The 18,755-nt window shown below is 30.5% G+C and carries 18 protein-coding genes and 1 pseudogene; 15 read left to right on the plus strand and 4 right to left on the minus strand.

Translation table 11 applies throughout. The annotated features are described in order from the left end of the window. Positions 1-43 precede the first annotated feature (43 nt). Genes ccoN through CLCT_RS01895 form a run of 10 tightly spaced genes read left to right on the plus strand, consistent with a single transcriptional unit; the run spans position 44 to position 9,812 of the window. Positions 44-1,510 carry a cytochrome-c oxidase, cbb3-type subunit I gene (gene ccoN, locus CLCT_RS01850; protein WP_039668071.1) on the plus strand — a complete coding sequence of 489 codons (1,467 nt, stop codon included), beginning with the start codon at positions 44-46 and terminating at the stop codon, positions 1,508-1,510. Between the two features lie 11 nt (positions 1,511-1,521). Continuing rightward, positions 1,522-2,187 (plus strand): cytochrome-c oxidase, cbb3-type subunit II, encoded by a 666-nt coding sequence (gene ccoO, locus CLCT_RS01855; protein ID WP_149062087.1) that lies wholly within the window; start codon positions 1,522-1,524, stop codon positions 2,185-2,187. An 8-nt stretch (positions 2,188-2,195) separates the two neighbouring features. Then, positions 2,196-2,399 (plus strand): cytochrome c oxidase, cbb3-type, CcoQ subunit, encoded by a 204-nt coding sequence (locus CLCT_RS01860; protein ID WP_039617636.1) that lies wholly within the window; start codon positions 2,196-2,198, stop codon positions 2,397-2,399. Beyond that, positions 2,399-3,277, plus strand: a complete 879-nt coding sequence (gene ccoP / locus CLCT_RS01865; RefSeq protein ID WP_039668073.1) for a cytochrome-c oxidase, cbb3-type subunit III — start codon at positions 2,399-2,401, stop codon at positions 3,275-3,277. The genes CLCT_RS01860 and ccoP overlap by 1 nt, the downstream gene beginning before the upstream one ends. After that, complete coding sequence (locus tag CLCT_RS01870) at positions 3,277-3,489, plus strand: DUF4006 family protein (RefSeq protein WP_039668074.1); 213 nt, start codon at positions 3,277-3,279, stop codon at positions 3,487-3,489. The genes ccoP and CLCT_RS01870 overlap by 1 nt, the downstream gene beginning before the upstream one ends. Before the next feature lie 2 nt (positions 3,490-3,491). After that, a complete protein-coding gene (locus CLCT_RS01875) occupies positions 3,492-3,593 on the plus strand; it encodes a hypothetical protein (RefSeq protein ID WP_149062088.1) in 102 nt (33 codons plus the stop codon). Beyond that, entirely contained in the window at positions 3,590-4,165 is a 576-nt protein-coding gene (locus CLCT_RS01880; RefSeq protein WP_149062089.1) for a hypothetical protein, read from the plus strand. The genes CLCT_RS01875 and CLCT_RS01880 overlap by 4 nt, the downstream gene beginning before the upstream one ends. Beyond that, complete coding sequence (locus CLCT_RS01885; RefSeq protein WP_149062090.1) at positions 4,166-4,678, plus strand: FixH family protein; 513 nt, start codon at positions 4,166-4,168, stop codon at positions 4,676-4,678. Beyond that, positions 4,678-7,068 carry a PD-(D/E)XK nuclease family protein gene (locus tag CLCT_RS01890; RefSeq protein ID WP_149062091.1) on the plus strand — a complete coding sequence of 797 codons (2,391 nt, stop codon included), beginning with the start codon at positions 4,678-4,680 and terminating at the stop codon, positions 7,066-7,068. The genes CLCT_RS01885 and CLCT_RS01890 overlap by 1 nt, the downstream gene beginning before the upstream one ends. Then, on the plus strand, positions 7,065-9,812 hold the full coding sequence (locus CLCT_RS01895; protein WP_149062092.1) for a RecB-like helicase: 2,748 nt from the start codon (positions 7,065-7,067) through the stop codon (positions 9,810-9,812). Before CLCT_RS01890 ends, CLCT_RS01895 begins: the two co-directional genes overlap by 4 nt. Before the next feature lie 19 nt (positions 9,813-9,831). On the opposite strand, the gene CLCT_RS01900 is transcribed toward CLCT_RS01895, so the two are convergent. The 4 genes and pseudogenes from CLCT_RS01900 to CLCT_RS01910 all read right to left on the minus strand — a co-directional run bounded on the left by CLCT_RS01900 (position 9,832) and on the right by CLCT_RS01910 (position 12,142). Beyond that, on the minus strand, positions 9,832-10,353 hold the full coding sequence (locus CLCT_RS01900) for a WG repeat-containing protein (protein WP_039668079.1): 522 nt from the start codon (positions 10,351-10,353) through the stop codon (positions 9,832-9,834). A 32-nt stretch (positions 10,354-10,385) separates the two neighbouring features. Then, positions 10,386-10,664, minus strand: coding sequence for a WG repeat-containing protein (locus tag CLCT_RS07815; RefSeq protein ID WP_371819448.1), 279 nt, complete (start codon positions 10,662-10,664; stop codon positions 10,386-10,388). 15 nt (positions 10,665-10,679) lie between these two features. Then, positions 10,680-11,339 (minus strand): annotated as a pseudogene (locus CLCT_RS01905) (WG repeat-containing protein); the annotation flags it as partial. Continuing rightward, complete coding sequence (locus tag CLCT_RS01910) at positions 11,339-12,142, minus strand: DnaJ domain-containing protein (protein WP_149062094.1); 804 nt, start codon at positions 12,140-12,142, stop codon at positions 11,339-11,341. The pseudogene CLCT_RS01905 and the gene CLCT_RS01910, both read right to left, overlap by 1 nt. 188 nt (positions 12,143-12,330) lie before the next feature. Between CLCT_RS01910 and rplM the strand changes: the two genes are divergently transcribed. The 5 genes from rplM to nifJ all read left to right on the plus strand — a co-directional run bounded on the left by rplM (position 12,331) and on the right by nifJ (position 18,717). Beyond that, the gene (rplM, locus tag CLCT_RS01915) at positions 12,331-12,756 is read left to right on the plus strand and encodes a 50S ribosomal protein L13 (protein ID WP_039617653.1); all 426 of its coding nucleotides are present in this window, start codon (positions 12,331-12,333) and stop codon (positions 12,754-12,756) included. Positions 12,757-12,758: 2 nt separating this feature from the next. Continuing rightward, positions 12,759-13,148, plus strand: a complete 390-nt coding sequence (gene rpsI / locus CLCT_RS01920; protein ID WP_039617655.1) for a 30S ribosomal protein S9 — start codon at positions 12,759-12,761, stop codon at positions 13,146-13,148. 262 nt (positions 13,149-13,410) lie between these two features. Beyond that, positions 13,411-14,397 carry an OmpA family protein gene (locus CLCT_RS01925; protein WP_149062095.1) on the plus strand — a complete coding sequence of 329 codons (987 nt, stop codon included), beginning with the start codon at positions 13,411-13,413 and terminating at the stop codon, positions 14,395-14,397. Positions 14,398-14,400: 3 nt separating this feature from the next. Beyond that, positions 14,401-15,045: an HAD family hydrolase gene (locus tag CLCT_RS01930; protein WP_149062096.1), complete on the plus strand. Its 645-nt coding sequence runs from the start codon at positions 14,401-14,403 to the stop codon at positions 15,043-15,045. 117 nt (positions 15,046-15,162) lie between these two features. Beyond that, entirely contained in the window at positions 15,163-18,717 is a 3,555-nt protein-coding gene (gene nifJ / locus CLCT_RS01935; RefSeq protein WP_149062097.1) for a pyruvate:ferredoxin (flavodoxin) oxidoreductase, read from the plus strand. Positions 18,718-18,755: the final 38 nt, after the last annotated feature.

Raw genomic sequence — 18,755 nt, forward strand, 5'->3', positions numbered from 1 at the left:
ATACAGTGATTGCATATTGCAGAAAAAAACTTAAGGAGAGGAAATGCACCCAGGAAATGCATTAAACTATGACTATACGGTTGCTAAATATTTTATGTTTGCTACCTTATTGTTTGGTGTTATTGGTATGGCTATTGGAACGCTTATTGCCTTTCAAATGGCTTATCCGGATTTAAACTATTTAGCTGGTGAATATGGCACTTTTTCAAGACTTAGACCATTGCACACTTCAGGTGTAATTTTTGGTTTTATGCTCTCAGGAATTTGGGCTACTTGGTATTATATTGGTCAGCGTGTGCTAAAAGTTAGTATGGCAGAATCAAGCTTTTTAATGTTTATTGGTAAATTACATTTTTGGCTTTATATGATCACTATGATTATAGCTGTGATAACTTTATTTGCAGGTATTAGTACTTCAAAAGAATACGCAGAGCTTGAATGGCCACTTGATATATTGGTAGTTTTAGTTTGGGTTTTATGGGGTGTAAGTATTTTTGGGCTTATTGGAATTCGCCGTGAAAAAACTTTATACGTTTCACTTTGGTATTACATAGCTACCTTCTTAGGTATAGCAATGCTTTATTTGTTTAATAATATGGCAGTTCCAACTTATTTTGTAAGTGGAATGGGTGATTGGTGGCATAGTGTTTCTATGTATGCAGGAACTAATGATGCGTTAGTTCAATGGTGGTATGGACACAATGCTGTTGCATTTGTATTTACTGTTGGTATTATTGCTCAAATTTATTATTTCTTACCAAAAGAAAGTGGTCAGCCAATTTTCTCATATAAGTTATCTTTATTTGCGTTTTGGGGCTTAATGTTTGTTTATCTATGGGCAGGTGGACACCACTTGATTTATTCTACTGTGCCTGATTGGATGCAAACTATGGGTTCGGTTTTTTCAATTGTACTTATTTTACCTTCTTGGGGTTCAGCAATTAATATCTTACTTACTATGAAAGGTGAGTGGAGTCAATTAAGAGAAAGTCCGTTGATTAAATTTATGATTTTAGCTTCAACTTTCTATATGTTCTCAACTTTAGAAGGTCCTATTCTTTCTATTAAATCAGTTAATGCATTAGCACACTTTACAGATTGGATTCCAGGACATGTTCATGATGGTACTTTAGGTTGGGTTGGCTTTATGACTATGGCCGCACTTTATCATATGGTGCCTAGAATGTTTAAAAGAGAACTATATAGCAAATCATTAATGGAAGCTCAATTTTGGATTCAAACTACAGGTATAGTATTGTACTTTAGTTCTATGTGGATAGCAGGTATTACTCAAGGTATGATGTGGAGAGCTACTGATGAGTATGGTAACTTACTTTATACTTTCATTGATACTGTTGAAGCTATTGTTCCTTATTATTGGATTAGAGCTGTGGGTGGCTTGTTATACTTAGTAGGATTTTTCATGTTTGTTTATAATATTTATAAATCAATTTCAGTGGGTAGAGTGCTTGATAAAGAGCCAAAAAGTGCTTCACCTATGGCAGCATAAGGAGGAAAAATATGTTTAGTTGGTTAGAAAAAAATCCATTCTTTTTTGCTGTGGCAGTATTTATAGTGATTGCATATGCAGGTATTGTAGAAGTTTTACCTGATTTTGCTCAGAATGCAAGACCAATTGAAGGTAAAAAACCTTATACAGTTTTACAACTTGCAGGACGTCATGCTTATATTAAAGAAAGTTGTAATGCATGTCATTCACAACTTATTCGTCCTTTTAAATCAGAAACAGATCGTTATGGTATGTATTCAGTTAGTGGTGAATATGCTTATGATAGACCATTTTTATGGGGTTCAAAAAGAACAGGACCTGATTTATTGCGTATAGGTAATTTTAGAACAACAGATTGGCATGAAAATCACATGTGGGATCCAGTTTCAGTTGTTCCTGGTTCTATTATGCCAGCTTATAAACATATGTTTAGCAATAATGCAAATATAGAAACAGCTTATGCAGAAGCACTAACTGTAAAAAAAGTTTTCAATGTACCTTATGATACTGAAAATGGTACAAAACTAGGTACTTGGGAAGAAGCTCAAGCAGAAGTTAAAGCAGAAGCTCAAGCTATAGTAGATCAAATGAAAAATCAAGATGTTAAAGATGCGTTTGCTAGAGGTGAAATTAGAGAGATTGTAGCTTTGATTGCGTATCTTAACAGCTTAAAATAGGAAAAACTATGGATTTAGAACTAATAAGAGAGCTACAAGCTTATGGTTTTTTTGCTCTTGTAGTATTTTTAGTGGTAGTTTTGTATTCTTATTGGTTTCATTTGTATAGATCTGAAAAAACAGGTAGAAGAAACTATGAAAAATATGCTGATTTGGCATTGCATGATGAAATCAGCGATCGTGTTTTAGAGCAAAATAAAAGGAGTGCTTAATGCAATGGTTGAATTTACAAGATAATGTTAATTTATTATCTTTTATTGGAGCAATTCTTATCATACTAATTACGCTTGTTGTGGTAGGAAAATTGTTTAAAAGTATGAAAGAAGAAAAGAGCCAAGGTGAGCTAAGCGAGCATAGTTGGGATGGTATAGGTGAGTTTAAAAATCCTATACCACTTGGTTGGGCTGTAGTGTTTTTCTTAGCTATAGTATGGTGTATATGGTATTTTCTTTGGGGATATCCTTTAAATAGTTATTCTCAAATTGGTGAGTATAATAAAGAAGTACAAGCACATAATGAAAAATTTGCACAAAAATTTGCAAATTTAAGTGCACAAGATAAACAAGAAATGGGTAAGAATATTTTTCTAGTTCAATGTTCTTCTTGTCATGGTATTACAGGTGATGGTATTAATGGAAAAGCACAAAATCTTAACATTTGGGGTTCAGAAGAAGGACTTATAGAAGTAATTACTAAAGGTTCTAAGGGCATGAATTATCCTATGGGTGAAATGTTAAGTGCAGCTGATAATGGCATAGATGAGGCTGATATCCCTGCAATTGCTGCTTATGTTGCTTCTGAAATTTCAGCAATTAAAAAAACTGAAAATCCGCAACTTGTAGCAAAAGGAAAAGAACTTTTTGCAACTTGTACAGTGTGCCATGGTGAAGATGGAAAAGGAACTATTGATGGGCAATTAGTAGCTCCGGATTTGACAAAATATGGTAGTGCTGAGTTTGTAGTAGATGTTTTAAATCGTGGTAAAGCAGGTAGCATAGGTGTAATGCCTCATTTTAATAATGGTTTATTAAATGAGCTTCAAAAAGAAGCAGTTGGCGAATATGCAATTTCTCTTTCAAGGGGTGAATAATGGAAAATTCAAATAGATGTGTATTTTCACTTTCGGGTGTTAGTGGAATGTTAATAGCAACTGTTTTATTGCTATCGATTCTAGCTGGACTTACTGTTTGGGGTCTTAAAACACAACAAGATGTTATGCAAAAACCTTACAAAATAGAAAATACAGAGCAAATTAAAATGTTTGACTCCAAAAGAGAAGAACATATCATCATAAAGGAATGATTATGGCAAAAGTTCTTGAATACTTAATCATAGCTGGCTTGGTTGTAGCAGCAGGAGTTACTGCTTGGTCAGTTTTAACTGTAAATCACCTTTTTATAGGATGAAAAATATATTTAAAGGCGGTTTTTTAACCGCCGTTTTTATTTGCTTTGCTAATTTCTTACATGCTGAAATACTATTAAATGACAATATCTTAAATACTGCAATAGAACAAAATATTACTTCAAGCTCTAAGCAAATTCGTGAGTTAACCGGAGTAAATATCGCTTTGGCATTAAGTGATAAAAAAGATTTTGAAAGTTTAAAGAGCTATGAAGCTAATTTGAGCAAGCCGTATATTTTACTTGTATTTTCTAAAGCTTCACATAAGGTGGATATACTTGCAAGTGATGATGCTTTAGCTTTTTTTGATAAAGAGGGTGTTTTGAGTCCTTACCCTGAAAAAGGAACGATTTTGCCTATACTTGCAAATCCTAAACAAAAAGACATTTATAATGCTGCTATTTTAAATGGTTATGCAGATATTGCTGATCAAGTGGCAAATCATTTTAATATAAAACCTTTTTATGGAAATTCAAATCGTGATACTTTAAATATCATGAGAATTTTAATTTATGGCTTTTTATGTGTTGCAATTTTGATGCTAGTTCAAAGAAAAATCAAAAGGAGAAGATAAATGCAAAATCAAAAAACATTTTGGCCTTATGGCATTTTGATTTCTTTAGGGCTTATTGTTGTAGCTTGTATTGTAACGATTTTTATCGCAAGCAAAGCACCTGTATATGAAGATAATTTTTATTTTGATTCTTATCAAAATGTAGAGTTAAATTATAATGAAATTCAAAATAGACAAAAGACTTTTGATGAAAATTTTAAATTAAGCATTAAAGATAAAGAAAGCTTTATGCATAAGAAAAATCAAGTTTATTATATTAATGAAGGGCAAAATGAACTTAGGATTGCAATTGAAAATTTAAAAGATTATGACTTAAATGAACTTCAAATTCAAACCTTACTTTCGCGTCCACATACAAATATAAATGATGAGAATTTACAAGCAAGATTAGAAGGAAGTGATTTGGTGTTTGATTTTAATATCAAAGAAAAAGGCGTATGGCAAATACTTTTAAAAATCACTCAAGATGAAAATAGCGTAGGATTTTTTAAATTCTTTTTACAGACTAAATAATGAAGCTTTTTGTTTTTAGCTCACTAAGAGCTTTAAGAAAATATTATGAGAAAAAACTACAAATAGATACTTTGGTAGATCCGGCTATGAGTATAGCTGAATTTATGCAAAAATTAGTTTTTTCTCCACATTTTCAAGCAACTCATTATGAGTGTTTGCTTTTGATGAAAAAGGCTTGTGAACAAACTAAAAATTTAGAACAAAGTTTAAAAATACCGAGTAATTTTTTTGCATTTTTAAAAAACAATGCTTATTTATTTAGTTTTTTTAAAGAACTTAGTTTGGAGAAAAAGGATATTAGTGCTTTAAAACATTATGACGCTTATGCTCAGTATGATGAGCATTTACAAATTTTAGAAGAGCTTTTTAAAAATTATCTTACCCTATTAAATGAACAAAATTTATATGATGATATTTCTTTAGCGTTAGATTATGAAATTAATAATGATTTTTTAAAAAATTATGATGAAATTATTTTTGATTTTCAAGGTTTTTTAAATGCTTTTGAAGTAGAGCTTTTGTTAAAAATTAAGGAAATACTTCCTCTTAAAGTGCAATTTAATTGTACTAAATTTAATAAAGATTTTTTAAGTTCTATTAGCTTTTTACAAGGGTTTTCTCTTAAGGAAAATCATGCGTATTTATATGATGTAAACCAAGCACAAATATTACAAGAGTGTCTTTTTGTGCAAGAAAATAAAATCACTTATAAAAGTTTTAATTTACGGTCTTTGCAAGCTGCTTTTGTTTTTGAAAAAATTAACAGCTTTTTAAAAGCTGGTATTAGTGCAAAAGATATTGCAGTGATTACCCCTGATGAGAATTTTGTAGATATTTTAAGACTTTATGATAAAAATAATGTATTAAACTATGCCAATGGAGAAAGTATCAAACATACGCTTTTTTATCATAGATTAAAGACTTTATATGAAAGTGCCAAAGATGATGAGTTTGAGTATGAGCTTAGTGAAGATTTTTTTAATAGGCAAAAGCTAAACAAGCACCTATGTAATTTGCATTTTTATCCTTCTGGTATTGATTTTATAGAGTTTAAAAAGCTTTTTGATGAAAATATTTCTTTTGATTTTTTTGAAAACTTCATCTATAATTTGCTAGAAGATATTAACAATCAAGAATTGCAAGATTATATCTATCAAGAGCTTACTTTTATCAAAGAACTTATAAAAACACATACTTTAAGTTTTAAGCAAATTTTAGAGCTATTTTTCATGCAAATTGACAATAAAAAACTAAGCAGTGTTGGCGGTGGTGAAGTTACTGTAATGGGGCTTTTAGAAAGTAGGGGGCTTAGTTTTGATGGAGTGATTATTGTTGATTTTAATGATGAGTTTATCCCTAAAAGGGTTTCAAGTGAGTTATTTTTAAATAATGAAATTCGAAAAAAAGCAGGACTTATTACTCATGCTCAAAGAGAAAATTTACAAAGACATTATTATTACACCCTAATAACCAAGGCAAAATTAGTAGGAATTTCTTATGTGGAAAATGAAGAAAAAATCAAGTCAAGATTTTTAAGTGAGCTTGAATTTTCACTCATAGAAGATAGAACATACAGTGACAATGCTTATATAAAATACTTTCAAACACACAAGTGCGATTTTAACCTTGAGCCAATTACACATATAATGGCTAAGCATGATTATTTTAGCAAAGAGCTTACTTTTACGAGATTTCACCTTTTGATAAATTATGGCTTAGATTATTATTATAAATATGTCTTAGGACTAAAAGAACCAAAAGAATTAGAAGATACTCTTAGAGCAAATGAACTAGGAAGTTTTATTCATAAAGCTTTAGAAAAATACTATAAACAAAACAAAAAAGCAAAATATTTTGACTATGAAAAATTTATGGATATTGTAAAAAATTTGAAAGATTACAAAATCGATGCTTTAAATTTAGCTTTAATGCAAGCAATGTTTAAAGAATTTCAGGTGCTTGAAAATGAGCATTTTGAACAAGGCTTTATGGTAAGAGATTGTGAATTTTCACAAAAAAAAGATTTTATCGCTGAAAATGGAGTTAAAATTACTATTTTTGGACGTTTAGATAGATTAGATGAAAATGAAGATGAAAAATTAGTCATAGATTATAAAACTGGGAAAATAGATGAAAAAACTTACCAGCTTGCCTTTTATAAGTTTTTATTAGAGGATACATACCCTTTAGAAAATATAAATGCTTGTTTTTATGATTTAAAAAATATGAAAATCATTTATGAAAATACTGAAAGTGAAAAGGTGCAAGAGCTTAAAGACATGCTTAATGAGCTTGCAAAAGATCCTTTAGAAAAAGAATTTACTAATCAAAGAAATGATAATACCTATAGTCCTTATACTATGCTTTATAAAAAGGAGTTTAAGCTTTGAGTTGTAATTTTGAACCTTTTTTGGCCTTAGAAGCTAGTGCAGGAAGTGGAAAAACTTTTGCATTAAGCGTGCGTTTTGTAGCTTTGGTGTTAATGGGAGCTAAGATTAATGAAATTTTAGCTCTTACTTTTACCAATAAAACCACGAGCGAGATGAAAGAAAGGATTTTTAAAACCTTTTTAGAATTTGATGTGATTGAAAACGGAGAAAATAAAGCAGAATGTAATGAGCTTATGAGAATGCTAGGTAAAAGTAAAGAAGAGCTTGTAGATTTAAGACAAAAGCGTAAAAACGAATTTTTAAGATCTAAGCTTAATATCTATACCTTTGATAGTTTTTTTTCACAAATTATTCGTTCTTTTGCTTTAAATTTAGGTTTTATGAGTGATTTTGAGATCATAGAAAGTCAAGATAGCTATAAAAATTTCATCGCTAAATTAAACGAAGAAGAGCTGAAAAGTCTAGCGTATTACATCATCCAAACAAAAAGCAAAAGCGACTTTTTGCAAAACCTTGAAAATTTATATATAAAGCATTGTGACGTTAAGCCAAATCCAAAAGCTTACCTTCCAAGCAAGGCTGCCTTAGAAAAAAATATTGATGAGTTTATAGCTTATGCAAAAAATTTAAGCACAAATAAAAATTATCTTTCAAATTTTAATTTTGAAAGAATGGAAGATTTTTTCGCTAAGCCTATTATTAGTAATTTAGATAAAAATTATTTTACCAAAGTCATTGATAATGAATTTTTACAAAAAAGAGCAGAGCTTATACAAAATGCAAAAGAATATTTTAATCAAATGGAAAATTACCGCATAAGTATGCTTGCAAAGCTTTTGGCGCATTTTAAAAAAGCAAGAAATGAAAGCAATACCAAGCAAAATGCATTAACTTTTTCAGATATAGCCTTAAAAACTTATGAATTAATTAGTGATGAGGCTAATAAAGATTTGATTTATTTTAGACTTGATGGTTATATTTCTCATTTATTAATCGATGAATTTCAAGATACTAATGTCTTGCAATATCAAATTTTAAAGCCTATTATCGCCGAACTTGTTTCAGGTGAGGGTGTGAAAAAAAACAGAAGTTTTTTTTATGTAGGCGATAAAAAACAGAGTATATATGGTTTTAGAGGGGGTAAAAAAGAACTTTTTGATAAGCTTTTAAAAGACTTTCCACAAATTAAACTAGAGCATTTAGATACTAATTATCGTAGTAAAAAGATCATTGTTGATTATGTTAATGATACTTTTAAAGATAAATTCTTTGATAGCTTTTTAAATCCTAGCTTTACTTTGCAAAAAAGCGTTAAAGAAGGCGGGTATGTAGAAATTTTACAAAATCATATTCCTAGTAAAGATAGTTCTGTTTATGAAGCAAGTGCTAAAGAAGCTTTAAAAATCATCCATAGACTTTTAGAAAAAGGCATTAAGCTTGATGATATTTGCATTTTAGTATGGGTTAATAAAGACGCTACTTTGATCCAAGAATTTCTTGAAGAAAATGGCGTTAAAGCTTATACGCAAAGTAATGTTCCTTTATTAGATTGTATTAGCGTAAGAGTGCTTTTTGAGTATGCAAAGGCTTGTGTGCTTAAAGATGAGTTTAGTTTGTATTTTGTAAATGATATTTTAAAAAAAGAACTTAGCTATCTTGAGCTTGATCTAAACCGCAGTGTAGGTGAAATTTTAAAATACTTGATTGATTATTTAAAGCTTGATCTAAGCGATGTTAATCTTATCGCCTATTTAGAGCATGCAAGTACTTTTGATAATTTTTTTGATTTTTTATATAGTCCTTGTAAATTAAGTTCTTTGCAAGCACAAAATGATGGAGTTAGTATTATGACCGTACATAAGTCTAAGGGGCTTGAATTTGAAAATTTAATCGTGCTTGATAGACTTAGCAAAAAAGTTCCAGATACCGATACTTTAATGTTTGAGTATGATTTAGAGCAAGGTTGGGAAATAAAATACAGACATAGTGCTAGAGAATACCTTGAAGATGATAACTATAATGCCTTTTTAGACAAACGCAAAAAACTTCAAACAGAAGATGAGATAAATTGTCTATATGTAGCACTTACTAGAGCTAAAAATTCTCTTTTTGTTATAAAAAATGATGAAAATTATAAGGGTTTTAAAGGATATTTTAAAGATTATGAAGAAAAGCAAATAGGCATTTTAGAAGAACAACTTTCAAAAACAAATGAGCCTTTGGAAAATTTGGAGCAAATAGAAAGCTTTGAAGAGTTTCAAAATGTAAATTTGCAAGAAGTTAAAGTCAAAAACTATTTTGCAAGTGAGCAAATACATTTTGGCTTAGCTTTACATGAGTTTTTACAATATTTTGATTTTAACACTAAAAGCAATTTTGAATTTTGCAAGCAAATGGTGTATAAAAAATATCGTTTTTGCTTAGATGATGAGGGTTTTAATGAGCTTTTTAAAAGACTTACTATGCTTTTAAAAGATGAGAGCTTTAACGCGCTTTTAGTGGGTAAAAAGCTACTAAAAGAGCAAATCATCACTTATAAAGGCGAGCAAAAACAGCTTGATATGCTTGCATTTGATGATAATGAAGCTATCATTATAGACTATAAAACAGGTTTAAATTTAAACGAGCATAAAAAGCAAGTTTTGCTTTATAAAGAAGCCATAGAAAAAATCTTAGCCAAGACTTCCACTAAGGCTTTTTTGGTGTATGTTTTAAAGGATAAAGTGGAGATAGTGGAGGTTTAATAATCTATTTTGTTAAATATTAGGTTCTACTATCAAAATTTCCATTTCTATCTAAAAGCCCATATTCTCCATTTAGTTTAACTTCAGCTAAACCATTGTTGAAACTAGAAGCATAATCAAATTTAGGGTCTACTAATTGATTTCCATTTTCATCTATAAAGCCATACTTTTCATTTAGTATGATTATTGCAAACCCCTCACTAAAGTCATCAATCCAATCATAGATTAATTTTGCAACAACTTTATCATTAGTGTTTATTAAACCACATTTGTTATTTAATACAACTCTTGATAAACCTCGATTAAAATTGCTGACTACATCATATTTTGCTTCTACTAATCGATTTCCGTTTTTATCTATAAAACCCCATCTTCCATTTAGTTTAAAACCAGCAAGATTTTCACTAAATTCTAAAACTTCTTCATATATAGGTTCTATTACAATCTCATCATTTTCATTCATAAAACCATAATTATTTCCCATTCTAATTATTATCAAACCTTCCTTAAAATCACCTAGCTTAATAATTTCAGGGTTCATTATTTATCCTTTCAACAAATTTATAAAGTTATTTAATCTTTAGGTACAATATTGCCTTTTTTGTCAATATATACCCATTTTCCGTTTAGTAAAACTTCCGCTAATCCTTCAATAAAGCCCAACTTTACATCATCAAATTTAGGTTCTATTGCAATTTTTCCACTTGTATCAATAAAACCCCATTTACCATTCAGTTTAACACGAGCCAAACCTTCATTAAAACTCAAAGCAAAATCAAATTTAGGTTCTATTGCAATTTTTCCATTTGTATCAATAAAACCCCATTTACCATTCAGTTTAACAGCTGCCATTTTTTCATAAAAATTTCCGATAAAATCAAATTTAGGTTCTATTGCAATTTTTCCACTTGTATCAATAAAACCCCATTTACCATTCAGTTTAACACCAGCCAAACCTTCACCAAAATCCCACGTATAATCAAATACATTTTCAACTAAAATTTTATTATTTTCATTGACTAAATTCCATTGATTATTATCTTTGATAGCTCTTAGATCCTTGTGTTTGTGTATATAAGCATTTATGCAAGCTTTCCTATCTCCCTTGTCACATTTTTCTTTGTAGATAGCTTGGAGTATTTTACAACTTGCTTCATCGCTGTGACATTTGCTTTCAAGTTCGCTTATGTAAATTCGGCTATATTTTCCACCGTAGAAATACTGATACACACTAGCTAAAGCTATCAAAAACAAAATCATCATACTAACTATGATTTTACTTTTGTGTTTTGTGATAAATTCTTTTCTTTGTTTGACTTTCTTTTCTCTTTCTTCTTGGGCTATTTTTATCTCTTCTTCGACTTTCTTTTTTCTTTCTTCTTCTAATCTTTTTAATTCTTCTTGTCTTTGTCTTTCTTTTTCTAGTTTTTCTTTTGCTTGTGGATCGTATAGTTCATTACTTCCACATTCTTTACAAAATTTAGCTACATCTAAATTTTTCATATTACAACGTTTGCAAATAAGCATCATTCACCCCTTGCTTGTTTTATGATTTCATAGGCTAGGTTGATCTTTTTCATCATCTCTTGAGCTATCTTTAAAAGTTCAGGTGGAAGCTCTTTAGAATGAAGGTTATCATAGTGGTATTCTTTAGCTAGTTTTCTATAATTTTTCTTAATACTTTCAAAATCATCATTTGGATGAGAATTTAAAATTTCATAGGCTTGTTCTAGGGTGATTTTTATTTCATCTTGGTGTTTTTCTTGTTTTTGCTGAGTGTTTTCATGTGTGAAATTATAAATTTGTTCATATCTTATTTTTATTTCCCTAAAGCTTATGAGGTTTAACCCAAGTCCTATGATGATATTTTCCATTAAGGTGTTTTCATTTGCACTCATTTGTTTATCATAGTATATTAGATCAAGCAATAAACATATAAGAAAATCCGCCTCTTCTTTGCTTATGCGTATGTTAGAGCAAAGCTCACTAATGCTTCTACCTTGATTTTTCTCATACTCAAAAATGCTTGCATAAGTATTTCTAAAGCCACTATACTCTTTAGTATAAAACATTTCTATCTTATCAAGCAAAGAAGATATAAATTTAGATAAATCTTGGGTAATGATTTTATTATCTACTTTGGCAACTTTTGCTAAAAAAGCAACCATGATAGCAGGATTTTTACTATAAATATAATCAAATTTTTGTCTTGCAACATGGTATAATTCTTTTCCGCAAAATATACAAAATTTAGCGTCTTTATCAGGATTAAATTCTGAGCAATGCTTGCAAATTCTATATTCTTGAGCTTTAAATTTTAAAGAAAACAAAATAAAACCTTATTTTTAATATAATAAAAAGTTATTTTACAAAGAACTCACTTAAAATGTGCTATTTTGCTTTTATATATAAAAATTAATCAAAGAATTTAAGCTTTAAATATTCTTAAATTAAGTATTAATTAAGCTAAAATAATTATAATCACATTTTTAAAAAAATTTTTGGCAAAGGTAAGATGATGACAAAGATAACAAAGCCAAACGAAGTAAAACGCGAATGGATCGTTTTAGACGCTGAAGGAAAGCGTTTTGGTCGTCTTTTAACAGAAGTAGCGACTATTTTAAGAGGTAAAAATAAACCTTGCTATACTCCAAATGTTGATTGTGGAGATTATGTAATCATTATCAATGCTTCTAAAGCAGTTTTCACAGGTGCAAATAAAGCAGAAGATAAATTATACCACAGACATTCAGGATATTTTGGAAGCGTAAAAAGTGAAAAATTTGGTGATTTATTAGAAAAAAATCCAGTTAAATTATATAAATTAGCAGTTCGTGGTATGCTACCTAAAACAAACCTAGGTAGAGCTATGCTAAAAAAATTAAAAATTTATGCAGGTAGCGAACATCCTCATACTGCTCAAATTGCTAATAAAGGAAAATAATCATGGCAACAACATACGCAACAGGTAAAAGAAAAACCGCTGTAGCTAAAGTTTGGGTAAAAGCTGGTAGTGGTAAAATCATCGTTAATGGTATGGATTTAAACACTTGGCTTGGCGGACATGAAGCTATAAAATTAAAAGTAGTTCAGCCTTTATTAGTAACTAAGCAAGAAACTTCTATGGATATTAAAGCAACAACTTTAGGTGGTGGATATAGCGCTCAAGCTGAAGCTTTAAGACATGGTATTTCAAGAGCTTTAGCTGCTATGGATGCAGATTTTAGAGCATTATTAAAACCAAAAGGACTTCTTACTAGAGATAGTAGAACTGTTGAACGTAAAAAATACGGTCGCAGAAAAGCAAGAAGAAGCCCACAATTCTCTAAACGTTAATCTTTTTTTGGATCCATTTTTTGGATCCATTTTTTCTTTCATTTTTTAAAAATCATATTTTTTCATATATTTTAGTTTTGTTTAAAATTATAGGATTTTTTATTTATAATAAACTTTTATAATTTCAAAGTCCGATCAGGGAAACCTCCTTTTTGTAGTAAATTTAAGCCCCTTACCCAAAAGGGGCTTATTTTATTTTAATCTTCATTTTTATATAATCAAAAAAATTTAATATATTTATTAATCAAAAAAAGGATGAATTATGAAAAAAATTATGGCTTTGGTAGGTTTAACTAGTGTTTTGTTTGCTTTCGATACTAATAAAATAGAAATCACTCCAACTTTCAACTACACAATTCCAGAAGGAAATTTAGATCTTAAAAATTATGGTGGAGTGGGTTTAAGATTTGGTTATCATTATAATGATTTATGGATAGATCAAGCCGAGCTTGGCTTAGAGTATTATGATAACGCAAAATATAATAATCCAAACGATAATACACATACAGATACTAGTGTTTCAAGATTTTATGTAAATGCTATTAAGGGAATTGATCTAGCTAATCATGTATATTTATATGGATTATTGGGAACAGGCTATGAGTATTTAAGTCATGGAGCTTATGAGAATAAAAGTGGTATGTTTGCTCAATATGGTGCAGGTTTTAAATTTGCACTTGGAGAAGATTTGGCTTTGAGACTTGAAGCAAGAGATCAAATTAAATTCAATAATGGTGATCATAATTTAATTTCTAGTGTTGGTTTGAGTTTTTATTTTGGCAATAAAGCTCCAAAAACTCCTCAGCCTACAACTAAACAAATCGAAGAAAAACCACAGACAAAACAAGTTGATAAATCATGTCCAGAACCAAGAAAAGGTGCTTTGCTTGATCATATAGGTTGTGAAAAAACAATAGCACTTGAGGGACATTTTGGTTTTGATCAAATCACTATAAACCCTGAATTTGCACAAAAAATCCAAGAAGTAGGTAAGGTTTTAGAAGAAAACCCACAATATTATACTATTTTAGAAGGTCACACAGATAGCACAGGACCTAAAGCCTATAATCAAAAATTATCATTAGAACGTGCAAAGGCAGTTGCAAAAGAACTCGAAAAAACAGGCGTTGCTAAAGAAAAAATTGTAACTAAAGGCTATGGTTTTGAAAAGCCAAAAGCAAGCAATGACACTAAAGAAGGTCGCGCTCAAAATAGACGCGTGGAAGCAAAATTTTTCATTAAAGAATAAATTTTGCTAAAAAAGACTATTTTATTTGATTTAGATGGTACTTTGATAGACTCTACAAGTGCCATTTTAGATGGATTTGATGCTGCTTTTAAAGCTTTTAGTGAGCCTTTAAGAGATCATGAGGCCATTAAAGCTTTAATAGGCTTTCCTTTAGATGTAGCTTTTGAAGAACTTGGAGTGCCAAAAGAAAAAACAAGTGAGTATATTAATGCTTACAGAAGCGTATATCAAAAAATTTATATAGAGCAAACTTCTTTGCTTTCTTTGGCAGAAGAAAGTGTATATGAAGCTAGTTTATTTGCTGATTTAGCCGTTGTAACGACTAAGAGTTCTAAATTTTCCAAACCTTTGCTAGATCATTTAGGGATAGGAAAATACTTTAAAGTTATTATAGGTAGAGATGATGTAACTTACCCAAAACCAAATGCTGAGCCTATTTTATTAGCTTTAGAAAAATTATCTAAAAGCAAAGAAAATGCATTTATGATTGGAGATACTCATTTAGATATCCAAGCAGCTTGCAATGCGGGCATTAAACCCATAGCAGTGAGTAGTGGTTATGAAAGCAAGGAAAGTTTAGCTAAATTTAAAATTCCACTTTTTAAAAATACTTATGAGGCAATAGAGCACATAAAAAATATCCGATAATTTCACACTCAAACTCCATACTCATAAATAATAAAAATTTTTTATCATTGTTTAAGACAATTCAAGATAAAGTAGCTATTGATTTTAAGTAATTATTTTAATTATAAGGATAATTAGATGAGTAAAATAATGAAAACAATGGATGGTAATGAAGCAGCAGCTTATGCAGCTTATGCATTTACAGAAGTTGCTGGAATTTATCCTATTACTCCAAGTTCACCAATGGCAGATTATACTGATATATGGGCCTCTCAAGGTAAAAAAAATCTTTTTGGAGTACCAGTTAAAGTTGTAGAAATGCAAAGTGAGGCAGGGGCAGCAGGGACAGTTCATGGTTCTTTACAAGCTGGTGCTTTAACTACTACTTATACTGCTTCTCAAGGACTTTTGCTAAAAATACCAAATATGTATAAAATTGCAGGTCAGCTTTTACCTGGGGTTATTCATGTGGCAGCTAGAGCTTTGGCTTCTCAAGCACTATCTATTTTTGGCGATCATCAAGATGTTTATGCAGCAAGACAAACAGGTTTTGCTATGCTTTGTTCACATTCTGTACAAGAAAGTATGGATTTAGCAGGTGTTGCGCACTTAGCAGCTATTAAAGGTAGAGTACCTTTTATGCATTTTTTTGATGGTTTTAGAACTTCTCATGAAATTCAAAAAATAGAAGTAATGGATTATGCACATTTTGATCGTTTGCTTGACCGTGAAGCTTTGATGGAATTTAGAAATTCCTGTCTAAATCCAGAAAATCCAAAAACAAGAGGTACAGCTCAAAATGATGATATTTATTTTCAAACAAGAGAGTTGGCAAATAAATATTATGAAGCTATTCCCGACATTGTTAATGAATATATGCAAGAAATTTCAAAAATTACAGGAAGAGAATACAAGCCTTTTGTATATTATGGGGATAAAAACGCAACACGCATTGTAGTAGCAATGGGTTCAGTGACTGAAGCTTTAAAAGAAGTTGTAGATCATCTAAATGGTAAAGGCGAAAAAGTAGGGGTTTTAAAAGTTCATTTATATAGACCATTTAGTTTAAAATATTTATTTGATGTAATGCCTCAAAGTGTTGAAAAAATTGCTGTTTTAGATAGAACTAAAGAGCCAGGAAGTTTAGGGGAGCCACTTTATTTGGATTTAAAAAGTGCATATTATGGAAAAGAAAAAGCACCTTTAATCGTTGGTGGTAGATATGGACTTTCTTCAAAAGATGTTGATCCTGCTCAACTTCTAGCGGTTTTTGAAAATCTAAATCAAGCAAACCCAAAAGATAGTTTTACCATAGGAATTAATGATGATGTGACTTTTACTTCATTGCCTGTGGGAGAAAAAATTTCTTTAGGTGATGAAAGTACTATAGAGTGTTTATTCTATGGACTTGGTGCTGATGGTACTGTAGGTGCAAATAAAAATTCTATTAAAATCATAGGGGATAAAACAGACTTTTATGCGCAAGCTTATTTTGCTTATGATTCTAAAAAATCAGGTGGTTATACAAGAAGCCATTTAAGATTTTCTAAAAAACCTATTACCTCAACTTATTTAGTTTCTACACCGCATTTTGTAGCGTGTTCAGTGGCTGCGTATTTAGAAATTTATGATGTTTTAGCAGGCATTAGAAAAGGCGGAACTTTCCTTTTAAATAGTATTTGGAGTGCACAAGAAACTATTAAGAAGATTCCAAATGCAGTAAAAAGAGTTTTAGCGCAAAAAGAAATTAATTTTTATATTATCAATGCTACAAAACTTGCTAGAGAAATAGGACTAGGTAGTAGAACAAATACAATCATGCAATCGGCTTTTTTCAAGCTTGCTAACATTATTCCTTTTGAAGATGCACAAAAATATATGAAAGAATTAGCTTATAAATCATATAGCAAAAAAGGTGATGCTATAGTTGAGATGAATTACAAAGCTATTGATGTGGGTGCAGATGGACTTGTAAAGGTTGATATTGATCCTTCTTGGGCAAATTTAGCTGATGAAGTTAAAGAAGAAACTATAGCCTATAAAGGCACTGAATTTGTTGAAAAAATCGCAAAACCTATGAATGCAGCTAAGGGAGATGATTTGCCAGTTTCAGCATTTTTGGGTTATGAAGATGGTGGTTTTGAACATGGTACTACTGAGTACGAAAAAAGAGGTGTTGGTGTTATGGTGCCAAGATGGATAGAAGCTAATTGTATTCAGTGTAATCAATGTGCTTCAGTATGTCCGCATGCGGTTATTAGACCATTTTTAATAGATGAAAAAGAATTAGAAAATGCTCCAGCAGGTGTAAAAGAACATAGCTTAAATGCAAAAGGTGTAAAAGAGCAAAAATTAAATTTCAAAATTCAAGTTTCACCACTTGATTGTACAGGTTGTGAGCTTTGTGTGCATGAGTGTCCAACTAAAGAAAAATCTTTAGTAATGGTTCCACTAGGTGAAGAGCTTGATCATGGTGAGCAAGAAAATGCAGATTATTTATTCAAAAAAGTAAGCTATAAAGATAATATCTTAAATAGAGAAAATGCAAAAGGTATTCAATTTGCTCAACCTTTATTTGAATTCCATGGGGCATGCCCAGGGTGTGGGGAAACTCCTTATATCACTTTAATCACTAGATTGTTTGGTGAAAGAATGATTATTGCTAATGCAACAGGTTGTAGTTCTATTTATGGTGGTTCAGCTCCTTCAACTCCATATAGAAAAAGTAATAAAAATGGTCATGGACCAGCTTGGGGTAATTCTTTATTTGAAGATAATGCTGAATTTGGTCTTGGTATGAAAATAGCAACTGAAACAACAAGACATAAAATTGAGCAAATCATGAATGAAAGTATGCAAGAAGTTCCTAATGCGCTTTCTGCATTGTATAAAGAATGGATTGCAAATAAAGAAGATTCTAAAGTTTCTTTAGAGCTAAGAGATAAGTTGGTGCCATTGCTAGAAGAAAATAAACAGATTAAAACTGTAAATGATATTTTAGAACTTAAAAGCTATTTAAGTAAAAAATCACATTGGATTTTTGGTGGTGATGGTTGGGCTTATGATATAGGTTATGGTGGGCTTGATCATGTTTTAGCAAGTGGTGAAAATGTAAATATTTTGGTGCTTGATACTGAAGTTTATTCAAATACCGGAGGTCAAAGTTCAAAATCTTCAAGAACAGGTTCGGTGGCTCAATTTGCTGCAGCAGGTAAGCCGGTACAGAAAAAAGATCTAGGTCAAATTGCTATGACTTATGGTTATATTTTTGTAGCTCAAGTAAATTCTAATGCAAATTATGCGCAATTGTTAAAAGCAATAATAGCAGCAGAAGCTTATGATGGGCCTTCTTTGATTATTGCTTATTCTCCTTGTATAGCTCATGGTATTAAAGGCGGACTTGGAAATTCGGGAAATCAAGCAGAACTTGCCACAAAATGTGGGTATTGGCCAACTTATATTTATGATCCACGTTTAGAAGCAGAAGGTAAAAATCCTTTAACAATTTCTTCTAAAGAGCCTGATTGGGATTTATATGAAGGCTTTTTAATGAATGAAGTGCGTTATAATTCTTTGAAAAAATCAAATCCTGAGCAAGCAAAAGAATTATTTGAAAAAAACAAAGCAGAAGCACAACGCCGTTATAGACAACTTAAACGTCTAGCAAGTGCTGATTTTAGTAATGAAAATTAAAATTTGCTTCGATTTTTACTTGTGAGTTTATGGATACT

It is taken from the genome of Campylobacter lari subsp. concheus, from assembly GCF_008245025.1.
GTDB lineage: Bacteria > Campylobacterota > Campylobacteria > Campylobacterales > Campylobacteraceae > Campylobacter_D > Campylobacter_D concheus.